We start from the raw sequence: 13,511 nt of genomic DNA on the forward strand, positions 1-13,511 counted from the left end.
AGCACTCTTGGCCCTGACTTTATTCTCCTAATTGAACACGCTTCCCATAAAAATAATTAGGAGAACACACTATGCCTGTGAGAAATATTCGCAACATAGCCTTTGCCGGGCAGGCCGGAGCCGGTAAAACCACGCTCGTCGAACGCTTACTTTTCCAGACCAACACCATTCAGCAAATGGGTGAAATCGAACGCGGCAGCACGGTCTGCGATTACGACACCCAGTCCAAACAGCGGCAGCATTCACTCAACCCCACGCCCGTTACCTTCAAATACAACCAGCACCGCGTCAACATTCTGGATGCCCCCGGCATGCCCGATTTTATCGGCCGTTCAATCAGTATTCTGCCCGCGGTGGAGTCGGTTGCGCTGGTGATCGACGGCGTCGATGGCCCCGGTATGGTCACTGAACGGATGTTCGAGATTGCCGGTGAGCGTGAGAAATGCCGGCTGATCATCATTAACAAGATTGATGCAAACGATGAAGACTTAGCCACCTTGCTGGCTGAGTTACAGGCGCAGTTTGGTGCAGAATTGCTGCCGATTAACCTGCCCGATAAAGGCGGGCATGATGTGGTCGATTGCTTTTTTACCCCGGACTATGATGCCGAAACCCTGTTCAGCTCGGTGCAGGATGCACACGATGCGCTGGTTGATCAGGTTGTGGAGGTCGATGAAGAGTTGATGGAGCTCTATCTCGAGCAAGGTCAGGAGCTTTCCCCGCAACAGCTGCACGACCCCTTTGAAAAGGCATTGCGCAGTGCGCATCTGGTGCCGGTTTGTTTTGTCTCCGCCAGAACCGGCGCGGGCGTGGATCAGCTGCTGAAAATTTTAACCGAACTGATGCCAACGCCTTTGGAAGGCAACCCGCCGCTCTTTATGAATCATGATCAGCCGGTGGATGTGCAGCCAGCCGAAGACGGCCATGTGATCGCGCATGTGTTTAAGGTTGAAGTGGATCCGTTCATGGGTCGCCTGGCGATGCTGCGCGTGCATCAGGGCTGCATCACCCCGGAAAGCCAGCTGTTTGTCGGTGAGAGCAAAAAGCCGTTTAAGGTTGGTCACCTGTTCAAGCTGCAGGGTAATGAGCGTATCGAGATAGAGCGCGCCGTCGCCGGTGACATCTGTGCCATTGGTAAGGTGGATGAGCTGGTGTTCGATGCTGTCGTGCATGACTCACACGATGAAGATAACTTCCATTTGAAGTCGCTGGATTTGCCTCCGCCGATGTTCAGTATGGCGGTGCGACCCACCCGGCGCGGCGACGAGCAAAAGCTTTCAGAAACGCTGACCAAAATTACCGCCGAAGACCCCAGCCTGACGGTTTCCCACCGCGCCAACCTGAACGAAACCCTGCTCACCGGTGTGGGCGAGCTGCATATTCAGGTGGCGATTGACCGCATGGCAGAGCAGTTCAAGCTGGAGGTCGATGTTTCTGAACCTTCCATCGATTACCGCGAAACCATCACCAAACCGGCTGAAGGCCATTACCGCCATAAGAAGCAAACCGGTGGCGCCGGTCAGTTCGGCGAGGTGTATTTACGCATTCGGCCATTGGCGCGGGGTGAAGGCTTCCGCTTTATCGACAAGGTGGTCGGTGGTGCCATTCCCGGCAGCTTTATTCCTGCCGTTGAAAAGGGCGTTCGCCAGATTATGGCTGAAGGCGCTATCGCCGGTTACGCCATGCAGGATATCGAGGTGGAGGTGTACGACGGCAAGCACCACTCGGTCGATTCTAAAGAAATTGCCTTTGTTTCTGCCGGCCGAAAAGCCTTTTTAGAGGCGGTGAAACAGGCTGCGCCGATTATTCTGGAGCCGGTGGTGGATGTGGCTGTCTCCTTCCCGAGTGAGGCGATGGGCGATATTTCCGGTGACATGGTTTCGCATCGGGGCATTATCTGTGACACGCGCATGGAGGGTAAAAATAAAACCCTGCTGAAGTGCAAGGCACCGCTTTCCGAGATGGGTGACTATTCGCAGCGGTTGAAATCGATCGCCAGTGGCGAAGGCAGCTTTACCATGGGGCTTTCGCATTTCGACAGTGTGCCACGGGAAACACAGCAGCAGCTGTGCAAGGGTTATGAGGTAAAGGAACTGGCCTAGTCAGTACAGACCCCGCATAAAAGCACTGTTTCAGAAACAGTGCTTGTTCAATAGCCTGTCGGGCTGAAGGCACCCGGAGCCGGCGCCTTCAGCTTGAAGGTTACAACGCTTTTTTACAGAAGTAGAAGTCTGTGCACTCGTATTCCGAGCTGTTCATGCGTTCTTCGGCTTCTGCCGCAGTTTTTGCAGGTGGAACGATGACCTTGTCACCCGGCTGCCAGCTTTCCGGAGTGGCTACGCCATTAGCATCGCTGGTTTGCAGTGCGTCCAGCAGGCGAACAAATTCAGGGATAGATCGGCCATTGCTCATTGGGTAGTAAACCATTGCCCGCAGAACGCCTTCCGGATCGATAATAAAGGTTGCTCGTACGGCTGAGGTATCGCCCGCTTCTGGGTGGATCATTCCGTACGCCTTGGCGACATCCATTTTCAGGTCAGCGATAATCGGGAATGGAATCTCTACACCAAATTTTTCTTTAATGTTACGCATCCAGGCGATGTGTGAGTGTGTGCTGTCGATGGAAAGACCCAGCAGCTCGCAGTTACGCTTGCTGAATTCCGGTGCCGCCTGGGCGAATGCCATGAATTCTGTGGTGCAAACTGGGGTGAAGTCGGCCGGGTGAGAAAACAGAATCAACCACTTACCTTTGTAGTCATCCAGGCTTCGGTTTCCATCAGTTGTTGGTGCGTTAAACGCTGGTGCTTTTTCGTTGATACGTGGCATGGCGAAGTTGCTTGAAGTTTCCATAGTGTATTCCTCGGTATGTCTGGTTTGAGTGTTGTCTTGCTTACGGAATAAACTATAGGTGTATTTTATCTACTCGTATAATTGAATAAACAGATTGACCTGATCTGTTTATTAGGATGTTCTAATTTATGTGCGAAGAGTCCTTAGCGCTGACGATAGTCCCCCGGAGTACAGCCAAACACGGCCTTGAATGCGGCTATAAAACTACTGGCGTTTTTGTAGCCAGATTCAACGGCAATCTTGCTGATGGCTTCGCCCTTGGTGATGCTCTCCAGCGAGCCCATCAGCCGTAAGCGGCTGCGCCATTGGCGGTAGGTCATGCCGATTTCTGCTTTGAACAGCCGCTCGATGGTTCGAACGCTGGCACCCACGCGTGCGGATAGGGCTTTCAATGGTTGATCCAGATTTGGGTTGCTGACTATCAGGGTGATTAAGCGCTTTAGTCTGGGGTCTTCACCGGCAGGTATATAGAGTTTAAAGGCTTCGAGGGATGAGATTTCATCAATGGCGACTAAGCCCAAACGCGCGCTTCTGCCCTTGCCCAGTTCGCTGGCGTTTTCCGTGAGCCTGAGCACCAGCTGTTGCATCAGGGGTGTCATTTTCAGCATGGTGATGGCGGTTTCGTCTGGTCTCACGTCAAATGACGGGTCGATGTAGAGGTTGCGCATCTGAGCGTCTGTTTCACTGGCAACCTGGTGGAAAACGTCGCCTGGAATCCACACCGAGTGAGAGGAAGGGACTACCCAGACAGCATCATCACTGGTGACCTTTAACACGCCACTGGCCGCCCACAGAAGCTGACCGCGCGGGTGAGCATGAGGCTCTACACCTGTTTCGGCCTGCATACTGCGGCTATGGGTGAGCACCGGTTGTGTTGGGTCGAGCTTGTGGGCGAATTCGCGAGGCAGGGTGTTTGTCGTTTCAGGACTATCGTTTGGCATATTTCGCTCTTAATGCGACAGGTGCAGTTCGCTATCTTACGTCCCTAAAATTGCACACTGCAATCCATTTATAACGTTTGGATACGAATCATGATGTCTAAGTTACCTATTAAACCAGCTATCGTACTGGCTTCGATATTAGCCGCCCTGCTGCTGGTTGTTTTCCCTGTCGACGGGCAGCCGGCTAACTTTTCTTACAGTGCCGCCGTGGTATTAATTACTTTGGTGGGCTGGAGCACCGGTTTTCTGCCTCCCTTCTTAATGGCGCTGATCTTTTTCGCGTTGGTGATGATTTTTGATCTGGTTGATCCTGCTCTCCTGTTTTCCGGGTTTGGCTCCACGGCGGTCTGGCTGATTATCTCCGGTTTTGTGATCGGTGCCGCTATTACCACCACGGGGTTGGGGAAGAAGCTGGCGTCATTTATTGCCCCGCATCTGACCGGTAGCTATTTTCGTCTGATTTTCGGCTTGGTATTTAGCTCTGTACTGCTGGGTTTTGTGATGCCGTCGTCGGTAGGCCGAGCCGTGGTGCTCATCCCTATCGGTATGGCGCTGGCCGATCAGGTGGGTTTTGCTAAAGGCAGCAATGGCCGCATTGGTATTGCTACCTCTCTGGCGTTGGCCTGCAATATGCCCAGCTTTGCCGTTTTACCGGCGAATATTCCCAATATGATTCTGGCAGGTGCCAGTGAAACGTTATTTGATGTTACCTTCAGCTATACCGAGTATCTGTTGCTGCACTTCCCTGTGTTAGGCATTTTGAAATCTCTGTTAATTGTTGCACTAACGCTGAAAATCTTCCCGGATGAAACGGGTTCAGCGCCCGGCCCCGAGCAGGCTGAAGCGGAAGAGCAGGAGATAGATATGTCCGGCAAGCAGATGCAGGTTGCTGTTATTCTCGCAATTACGCTACTGCTTTGGGTGACCGATACCATTCATGGCGTCAACCCAGCCTGGGTGGGGTTGGCCGCTGCAATTATCCTGTTGCTGCCGAAGTGGGGCGTGGTTGCACCCAAGAATTTCAATAGCTCTGTAGATTTCGGAACCGTGGTGTTTGTTTCATCCGCGCTTGGCCTTGGGGCGCTGGTAAACGAGTCCGGCATTGGCAGCCGTATGGGTGAATTGTTTACGCTGATGATACCGACCGGCTCCGATAATGACTTCTTCAGTTTTATGGTGTTGTCTTTGATTTCTACGGTCACCGGTTTAATTGCCACGATTCCGGGCGTGCCTACGGTATTAACACCCATGGCAGCAGAGCTTTCTGCCGTCACCGGCTTTTCGCTGCCAGCGGTACTGATGACGCAGGTGATCGGCTTTTCGACCGTTGTTTTCCCGTATCAGGTTGCACCGCTGATTATTGCTATGCAGCTTTCTAATGAGCCACTTGCAAAGCTGGTGAAGCTGACACTGCCGCTGACGGCGCTCACCTTTCTGGCGTTGATGCCGCTCGATTACCTTTGGTGGGTGCGGCTCGGCTGGATCGGGTAAGCCGGCTTGCCTAACGCTCAGCCACGTTGCAGGGCGCTGAAATGAAAAAAGCACTGAAGGCTCGCGCCAACAGTGCTTTTTGTTTTCTGAGCAAACCTTGGCTAGATGCAAGGCAGTGATGGAGATAGCCCCCTAACGAATTAGGGGTTATCACTTTCTAAGGGTTGAAGGTAAAGGAGGTTTTCAGTGCTTTGTCGCTGAGAAACAAAGTAAGATAATGGGTTAAGTCTTCTGGTGATACGGTTGTATGTTCAGGTAGCGGCTTTAAAACATCGTCCAGTGGCAGTTCAAGAGTATTGGCGGCCGCTATACGCTTAGAGACAAGCTGAAAGTCTCTTCGATTATGGACAGATAGTTTGTGAATGGACTTCATCCATGCATTCTTATCGCTGTTTTTGGGCGGCGTTGAGGCTAATCGAGAGAGCAACATTCTAATGGATTCTTTGACTTGTCCGATGTTTTCCGGGTCTACCTGGGTGTTGATGATTAGGTATATAAAGGGTTCAAATTTATCCGTTGTTGGAATGCTCGCTGCAATTGAATACACCAAGCCCTGGTCTTCTCTGATGGTTCTGAACAGCTCCGATTCCAGCCAATACTCAAGAAGTGGGCTCCACTCTTTGGGCTGCCCTGCAAACTCTGCTTTTGGCAGCTTAAAGCGCAGAGTTACATCGGATGTTATAGCGCCTGAGCCGTAGCCGATGTAATCACCTTCGGTAGCTGGCCCATAAGTTTCCCTGGGTTTTGATTTCTTGCGTGACTGGCTGGGTATAGTGGCAATATACTTTTTAGCGAAGTGTTCAACAGTGCGGGGATGAAGGTCGCCAACGATGGCGAGTGTGTAGTTTTGATTGCCCATAAGGTGCTGCTGATACACTCTTTCGATATCTTCAAAGCGAATAGCTTCAACTTCCTGCTGTGTTAGGGTACGGGTTTCGATTTCATTGTTGTACAGCGTTGAGTCCACCAGCCTCAGCCACTCTATGTACGGCGATGTATGAATTTTATCAAGCTGGTTGAGTGAAGACACACGAACCTTATGAAAGGCGCTTTCATCTAAGCGTTCATCGGTAAGAAACAGATGCAGCACATTGAGCCAGGTCGAAAAATCCTTAGATTTTGAAAGCCCATTGACAACGAAAAAAGAATAGTAGCTGCTGAACTCAAAGCTCAGTCCGTTGTTTACCAACCAGGAGTTCAGTTGAGTTTTTGTCAGGTTTCTTAGACCGGACTCTCCGGCAACATCCAGCATTATTCGTGCGGCGGGTACATCGGATGGATCAACAGCGTTTAAGCCATTACTGCTGATCAGTGAATAGGCGATATCACTGTTATCCTGTTTAAACAGAACCCGGAATCCGTTGGCAAATTGCCATTCGTAAATAGAGTTTAAGTGTTTTATTTGAGACTCTATTTTGGCTTCTGCCGTCGTTTTTACATCGAGGTTAAGCTCGGTGTAGTCTGCAGCGGCAAATGATTTTTCACTAGCAGCTTGTGGTGCATCGGCTAACCAGGTATTAAGTTCGTCATCCGTAGGTCGCCTGCCATCATCATTGTTGCTGATTATATAAAGCTTCTGATGGCTTTCCATAAGTTGTGTGATTTCTTCGTTTATGTTTTGCACGGTCAATCGCATCAGGTAGCCCTTTAATATATCGATATATTCGATTTGGCTAATTGCTGGCCAATCAGTGACGACCTGCAATTCAAGTGCATTGGCTATGCTATGAACATCATCGCCATACTGAGCTTCTTCACTGATTCTGTTGGCTTGCCAATGCGAAAGCTCGCTCTTTTGGATACCGCCTTCACTCAGGTTGTGCAGGTGGGATTTGACTATTCTGGTTGCTTGTTCGAAATCGTTATTACTGAGGTACAGGTTAAGACGAATCATTTGCTGATTGGCGTTAGGTTGGTGCCATTCCCAATCAATGCTAGAGATCAATGCATCATTTCGCGCATCTGCCTCAATGCGTTGAACGAGAATATCGAAAGCTGCCTGAACCTTTTGTAGTTCAATGACATCGGTTTTGGTTTTAACTGGTTTAATATCTGCAACGAAGGCATAAGTTAAAACGCTTTCAGTAGAGAAACGATCAAATTCTGAAAGTACGATTTTTGTTGTGGTTTGATCGGTTGTATCGGAGCGTGTTGGTGCAATGAAAGTGGCCGATTTGTTTGCTTTAAAGTATTGGTTGAATTTAGCTTTAACGAAATCATCATTAAAATCGCCAGTCACTATGACTGATGTGTTTAATGGGTTGTACCAAGTCTGGTAGAACTTTTTTAAGCCTGCAGGCGTTGCTTGCCGAACACTTTCTAAGGTGCCGATTGGGTACCGTTTAATTTGCTCTGAATTTTGATAGTAGGTGTCGTTCAGCTTTTGGTAGATACTGTTTTTTCCGGAGTCTCTGTACATGAACTCTGCGGTGATTACCTTTTTTTCCTGGTCCACCTCGTCAGCATTAAATTCGATGCTTTGATACCACTGAGATAAAATTTCAATCGCGGATTCCAGCTGTTGACGGTCATCTGTTTTTAATTCAATGGTGAATTCCGTGTAATCGTAATAGGTATGGGCGTTGGAATGATTACCGATTACCAGACCAAGAGACTCGAGCTTCTTTTGAAGGGTAGATGTTGGATAAGACTCGGTACCGTTGAAAGCCATGTGCTCTACAAAGTGTGCGTAACCTAATTGGTCGTCGCTTTCCTGTAGACTGCCAGCATTAACAATGAGCTTAAGGATAACCTGGTCATTTGCATAAATGTCGTCCGAAGGCCACAGGATTAACGTCGGCTTACCTTCAAAACTGTAGGTATCTGCGTGATCATAAAAATAAAATGCATGGCCGTAGAGCGAGAGGGTACAGGCAAATACTATGAATATCTTTTTTATCATCACCTAATCAAAGTCCTTTTGTTGATATTTCTCAGGGTTTGATTATGCCAAATTCAATTCAACAATGTTCAGCCGGTGTGTATTTTGTTCTCTAGGCAGAAGTCTGCTGTTTTACTACAGCCCTAAAAAAGCACTGAAGGCTTGCGCCATCAGTGCTTTTTCTTTTTCTAATGCAAACAGGGGTTTGCAATAGCAGGCAGGGATTAGATACCCAGAGCCTGACCACCACCGATCTGAATAGTTTCAGCAGTGATGAAGGAAGCGTCTTTGCTCACCAGGAAGGAAATCACAGAAGCAACTTCTTCTGGCTGACCTAAACGACCCAGCATGATGCTGTTAGCCCAAGAAGCGAATACTTCAGGCTTGGTTTCTTTGATCTGAGCGTGGAACGGAGTATCGATTGTGCCCGGAGAAACAGCGTTAGCACGGATGCCAGCAGGTGCCAGTTCTTTTGCCAGAGCACGGGTAAAGGTGTGAACCGCAGCTTTAGAAGTACCGTAGATGCCAGCACCTGGGCCACCAGCGTTCCAGCCAGCGTTAGATGTGAAGTTGATGATAGAAGCGTTATCAGACTTCTTCAGGTAAGGGATGGCAGCGCGGGATACATAGAAAGCGCTGTCCAGGTTCAGAGCCATAACCTTACGGAAAAAGTCAGTCTCCATACCTTCGATTGGGCTACGACCGCCCAGGCCACCAGCGTTGTTTACTACAACGTCGATTTTGCCGTATTTTTCGCCCACAGAAGATACTGCTTTGTTTACAGACTCTTCGTCCATCACGTTACAGTTCAGGTATTCTGCTTCGATACCGGCTGCAGTCAGCTCTGCCAGACGCTCAGCGCCCGCTTCATCATTGATATCGCTCAGTACAACAGTGTAGCCGTCTTGACCTAAACGCTTAGCAACCTGGAAGCCGATACCACCAGTTGCGCCAGTAACAAATGCAACTTGCTTAGACATTTTAATTTTCTCCGTGAATTTAACATTTACCTAAAAGGGGACATAAAAGTGATCAGGAACGGGACAGGAAAAATGAACACCAACAGCTCGGTCGGGTGATATTTCTATCGCCTCAGCCTAATGCCACCGGATTGTTATTTTTTGATATCCAGTACTTCTCACGCATCAGCCCTAAACACTTAGTCTTATTGTATTACTATATCGCAAATATTTGAAATGTTGTTTCCGGAAAATTGCCTCCAGTGCATGCCTGTTGACCTGAAAGGGCGATTCAGACTGATCTGGCTCATTTAAAATAATTCAGTTTTCTCAAGCCTGGCCGATATTCGCTACATCAGTACCCAATTTTCATGGGTATTCAGTTACAAATGTTAACGGAAGTGGCTTGGCCGGGCGATAACCTCCATCGCCCCAGGTAGCGCTCCGCTTGGTTTTCACTTCACTAAAGGCTCTATTATGTTTTTAAACTTGCCGGCTGTTCGCAACACATATCTCGTTAGTTCTCTACTGTTACTGGGGCTTTTTCTAGTGTTTCTGGCAACAGGGCGCACTGCGGGCTCGCTCTACTTGTGGCTCGCGCTGCTGGTTGTCGTGGTCGGTGTTGGTTTTGTGTTGGGTTCAATAAACAACAAAATCAAACAATTTGAGGCAAAGCTGATGCCTTACGTTGCCGACTCTCAGCTCAGCGGAATAGCCAACGTTGAAGCGGGTGTGCGAGCGATACTGGAACGTAACGCCGCCCAGGCTGGTGAGTTGAGTAGTTTGGAGGCTGAGTTGAGTCGTTACCAACAGGAGTTGCATCAGTTAAACGAGTCGAATGCACGCCATGAGCAGCAACAGGAGGCGGAGTTAATCGCGCTGAAAAGCGGGGTCGAGCTTATGCAGGGTGTGAATGCGCAGCTTGCCGGGCACGTCCAGCAAACCGCAGAAAATGCAGAGTCGGTACGCAAGAAAGCATTGGAAACGTTTGAATATCTTAACGGTACCGCCAAAGCCACCCAAGAGGACGCCGAGTTCATTCGAAATTTCAAAGGCGAAGTTGAACAGCTGGGTAAGGGGGTGCTGGTTATCAGCGATCTGGCGCAGGAGATTAACGATATTTCCGCTCAGACTAATCTGCTGGCTCTGAATGCGGCGATTGAAGCCGCGCGTGCTGGTGAGCAGGGGCGGGGCTTTGCTGTTGTTGCGGATGAAGTGCGTAATCTGGCGACCCGGGCGCAGGATGCGGCCAACAAAATTGAGCAAAGCATCGAGTCGGTCTCGGCCGAAGCAGAAGCCGCTGTGAAATCGGTTGATCGAATTAGCACCAATGTCGACCTGGCCGTTGGCTATACGACGGCACAAATTGAATTCGTCCAGGGCATCAACCAGCAGCTGGATTTATTAACTGAGCAGTTTGCGCATTGTGATGAACTGATTGCCGAGCAAGGCAATGGGGTTGGCCTATCGTGAATGCAGAGCATTGTGCAGTTGCGGCAAGCAGGCGGGTAAGTTGTATCGCCAGTCAGATAGACCTGTAAAGAAATCCGACACTTGTGATGTGTTTTTCTTATGTTTGTGACGCAAATCACAATAAGTGCCTTGAAAGACATAGTCTTGCCGGGATGAGCTGGATTGTAAAAAAATCTGACAGTGGTCTAAATGAGCCGTATTGCTTGGCCTGCACCAGGAAGAATAAGAACCCTGCGGAAACCCTGCAGGATTCTTACTGAGTGCCGCTACGAAGCCTCAGGCTGCGCTGGAGCTTTTTACCTTACGACGAGAAGCGACGATACCGCCTAAACCAAGGGCCAGCAGTGCCAGTGTTGCGGGCTCCGGAACCGTGAATTCAATAGCGTTGATGTAGGCACCATCAGCATCATTCCAGCCGGTGACTGCCACGGCCCAGTATTCATAAGTGGCGCTGATCAGTGTGCTTAACGAACCATCTGTTTCGGCGGCATACTGGTGCAGACCGTTACGGGTGGCATCAAATACTGAAGTATAGGTATAGCCATCGGTGCTGTAGAAGATGTTGTACAGAGTGGTGTTGTTAGAGGTGCCATCACTCACTTCGGTAAACCAGACTGTGTCGAGTGTTACATCGGTACTGAAGTCAAAGAACAGGATTTCGTCACCGCCGGAGCAGCTGCGCAGGTTCTGGTCTATTGCGTTTGAATCGCTGTTACAGCCATTTGTTGTGGTCAGGGTCGACGTAGCGCCCAAGCCTAAAATGCCTTGGTATACGTTAGAAGCGTCGTTTGTCGTCACCGAGCCCAGGTCAAAGTCAACGCTTGCAACGTTTTCTGCTCTGTACGAAACGCCAGAGCTTACAGTAACCGAAACACCTGAATCTGCTGTAAAGGTCAGCTCATCGGCAACGGTTTCGCTGCTGCTGTTAAATGTCAGGACCGTTGCATAAGACGATGCTGAAAACAAAGCCGCAGAGGTAAGTAATAATGTTTTTTTGAGATTCATGACTCTCTCCATGAAGGTAATATACAGCTCCTTTGAGCCAGAATATAAATTAGCATGATTTATGCCAGGTTTCTACAGCGCACTGTATTCGGGGCTTGCATGCGCATTGGCCCGGTAAATTGTTATGCTATGTAAAAAATTGCGTCACTGGTCAAACTGAACACCATTCGTTTCAGGCGCTCGACTTGAACTGCTTTGGTTCAAAACTTCAGTGGTTCCATCACACCCTCAAACCTGCGAATTAAAGACTCGGCAGAGCCTTTGCCTTCTACCCGCTCAACGACGGTAATTTTCTTTTTCTGATCACTGCGCGCCACAATGGCAAAGAAGTGACGTCGGGCGCCCTGGGCGTTCTGCCACATCATGGCGGGCTTGAGAGTGAAGTCGCTGAATTCTTTAAAAGAAATATGGCTGTTCTTCTTGTACAGGCCAAGAAATGATGTCTGCCGGTATATGCCATCCTCCCGAACCATTGTTCGGATCGATGTCAGCAGTGTGTACAGCGATGCCAGGCAGAAAATGCTGCCGATGGGCACAAATATCAACGTGAAGATAAAAGGTGCGCCGGCAATCGAAACACCAATGCCTGAGCCGAGAAAAATAGCACCGAAAAGAAAACTGAAAGACCGGTCTTTAAAGTAAGAAAACCGGGGAACATAGAATTCAATTTCATGGCTGCGGTCTTCCATATCCAACGCGTCGATACGGCTGTTATTTAAGGACGGCATCAACGGGTTTTCGGTAGCCAGATAGCGTTGCGCTGGCTGAGGGTTCTGTACTTGCTGTACCGGAACATTGAAGGAACGCTTTAGCAGCGTTCCGGCGATATCTGCTTCCAGGTCTAAACGCCAGAAGTGATAATTATGCGAGGCTTCTTCGGTTTCTGGCAGCTTATTCGGGATATTAAACGCGAAACGCAGACGCGTTCCTCCCTGCGAGTTTAGCTCCGGGTAGGCAACGCCTTCCTCCACCCATTTGATGGTTTCGCTGGTACTGCTGTTTTTCCCTGAGCCGGTTCTGCGCCGGTTAACGCAGCAGAGAGTCACCCGATAGTGCTGGTTGCTTCTGTGAGGCGTATTGATGTCGATGGTCGCGTTCAGGTGGCCGCCAATACCTGCCGGAGATGGGCTCAGTATCAGTGGGCTGCGACCAAAACGCAGTAGCTGATTCGCCTCTTTAACGGTTGATACGATCATAAACAGCGTCGCAAACGGGAATATCAGTACCAGTAGAATGGCTTTATTACCGCTCTGTAGCTCTCGCGGTATAACCATCGAAACTGCAATGCTGACCGCGGTAAAAACCAGCGCCATCACCAGCATGATCCAGAATTTCGCTCGTGCACCGGAGTAGATAGCATCGGAATGCTGGTGTTGTTTGACCGGCTTGCCTTTGTGTTTGGATTTAACGCGGGCCGACGGGCTCTTAATGAAGGCGGCAAGCATCATACCGGCCCCGAAGCCACCAAAGACCACGACGAAGATCATCTTGAATGCAAACAAGCCCCAGCGCATCTGCGGGAACAGCATCGCCCGTTCCGGGTTGGACGGATTGACATAGGCCATCACCGGCTGCTGACTGGCGTAAAGCCTTTCCAGCTTGTGGCCGGTACTCAGCTGCCAGTTGCCGACATTATCGGCGGAAGTTGCAATACCAACCCGCTCACTGACATAACTGACGCCGCCTACCTGATAGCGGTAACGCGCCTCGGCCAGGTAACTGGTGCTGTCGTCACCATAGTGCGTGGCCAGATTAGCGTACTCCAGTTGTGCCGGTACCTGTTGCCAGTGGGGTACGGTGGCGGCGAGATAGAGTGATGGGATGATGCTGAGCACCAGAAAGCCAACGCCGACGGAAAAGAACGGCAGTGAAAACAGCAGTAGGAACAGGTTAGGTTTCTGAAATTTCATA

The 13,511-nt window shown here is 49.8% G+C and carries 9 protein-coding genes; 3 read left to right on the plus strand and 6 right to left on the minus strand.

The genetic code is table 11. The features are described 5' to 3' along the window. The first annotated feature begins 71 nt into the window (after positions 1-71). Positions 72-2,102 (plus strand): elongation factor G, encoded by a 2,031-nt coding sequence (gene fusA, locus BCF53_RS09620; RefSeq protein WP_132701517.1) that lies wholly within the window; start codon positions 72-74, stop codon positions 2,100-2,102. 100 nt (positions 2,103-2,202) lie between these two features. Here the strand turns inward: fusA and BCF53_RS09625 are convergent, their stop codons facing one another. Together BCF53_RS09625 and BCF53_RS09630 are read right to left on the minus strand one after the other, a co-directional pair. After that, entirely contained in the window at positions 2,203-2,850 is a 648-nt protein-coding gene (locus BCF53_RS09625) for a peroxiredoxin (RefSeq protein ID WP_132701518.1), read from the minus strand. Between the two features lie 143 nt (positions 2,851-2,993). After that, positions 2,994-3,791 (minus strand): AraC family transcriptional regulator, encoded by a 798-nt coding sequence (locus BCF53_RS09630; RefSeq protein WP_132701519.1) that lies wholly within the window; start codon positions 3,789-3,791, stop codon positions 2,994-2,996. Between the two features lie 90 nt (positions 3,792-3,881). On the opposite strand from BCF53_RS09630, the gene BCF53_RS09635 reads away from it, so the two are divergent. Continuing rightward, positions 3,882-5,282, plus strand: a complete 1,401-nt coding sequence (locus tag BCF53_RS09635; RefSeq protein WP_132701520.1) for an SLC13 family permease — start codon at positions 3,882-3,884, stop codon at positions 5,280-5,282. Between the two features lie 157 nt (positions 5,283-5,439). Here BCF53_RS09635 and BCF53_RS09640 read toward each other — a convergent pair whose 3' ends face one another. Both BCF53_RS09640 and BCF53_RS09645 read right to left on the minus strand, forming a co-directional pair. Next, positions 5,440-8,184, minus strand: coding sequence for a M16 family metallopeptidase (locus BCF53_RS09640; protein WP_243645811.1), 2,745 nt, complete (start codon positions 8,182-8,184; stop codon positions 5,440-5,442). 203 nt (positions 8,185-8,387) lie between these two features. Then, positions 8,388-9,143, minus strand: a complete 756-nt coding sequence (locus BCF53_RS09645) for an SDR family NAD(P)-dependent oxidoreductase (RefSeq protein WP_132701522.1) — start codon at positions 9,141-9,143, stop codon at positions 8,388-8,390. 528 nt (positions 9,144-9,671) lie between these two features. On the opposite strand from BCF53_RS09645, the gene BCF53_RS09650 reads away from it, so the two are divergent. Further along, complete coding sequence (locus tag BCF53_RS09650; protein WP_207902694.1) at positions 9,672-10,595, plus strand: methyl-accepting chemotaxis protein; 924 nt, start codon at positions 9,672-9,674, stop codon at positions 10,593-10,595. A 276-nt stretch (positions 10,596-10,871) separates the two neighbouring features. Here BCF53_RS09650 and BCF53_RS09655 read toward each other — a convergent pair whose 3' ends face one another. Next, complete coding sequence (locus BCF53_RS09655) at positions 10,872-11,600, minus strand: PEP-CTERM sorting domain-containing protein (RefSeq protein ID WP_165901870.1); 729 nt, start codon at positions 11,598-11,600, stop codon at positions 10,872-10,874. A 200-nt stretch (positions 11,601-11,800) separates the two neighbouring features. Further along, complete coding sequence (locus BCF53_RS09660; protein WP_132701525.1) at positions 11,801-13,510, minus strand: DUF3592 domain-containing protein; 1,710 nt, start codon at positions 13,508-13,510, stop codon at positions 11,801-11,803. Between the last annotated feature and the right edge of the window lies 1 nt (position 13,511).

Source organism: Reinekea marinisedimentorum, assembly GCF_004341165.1.
Lineage (GTDB): Bacteria > Pseudomonadota > Gammaproteobacteria > Pseudomonadales > Natronospirillaceae > Reinekea > Reinekea marinisedimentorum.

What these genes read in the sequence shown, in the direction of transcription:
- BCF53_RS09660 (WP_132701525.1), bottom strand. Translation starts at nt 13,510, where the DNA reads ATGAAATTTCAGAAACCTAACCTGTTCCTACTGCTGTTTTCACTGCCG.
- BCF53_RS09625 (WP_132701518.1), bottom strand. Translation starts at nt 2,850, where the DNA reads ATGGAAACTTCAAGCAACTTCGCCATGCCACGTATCAACGAAAAAGCA.
- BCF53_RS09635 (WP_132701520.1), top strand. Translation starts at nt 3,882, where the DNA reads ATGATGTCTAAGTTACCTATTAAACCAGCTATCGTACTGGCTTCGATA.
- BCF53_RS09645 (WP_132701522.1), bottom strand. Translation starts at nt 9,143, where the DNA reads ATGTCTAAGCAAGTTGCATTTGTTACTGGCGCAACTGGTGGTATCGGC.
- BCF53_RS09640 (WP_243645811.1), bottom strand. Translation starts at nt 8,184, where the DNA reads ATGATAAAAAAGATATTCATAGTATTTGCCTGTACCCTCTCGCTCTAC.
- BCF53_RS09655 (WP_165901870.1), bottom strand. Translation starts at nt 11,600, where the DNA reads ATGAATCTCAAAAAAACATTATTACTTACCTCTGCGGCTTTGTTTTCA.
- fusA (WP_132701517.1), top strand. Translation starts at nt 72, where the DNA reads ATGCCTGTGAGAAATATTCGCAACATAGCCTTTGCCGGGCAGGCCGGA.
- BCF53_RS09630 (WP_132701519.1), bottom strand. Translation starts at nt 3,791, where the DNA reads ATGCCAAACGATAGTCCTGAAACGACAAACACCCTGCCTCGCGAATTC.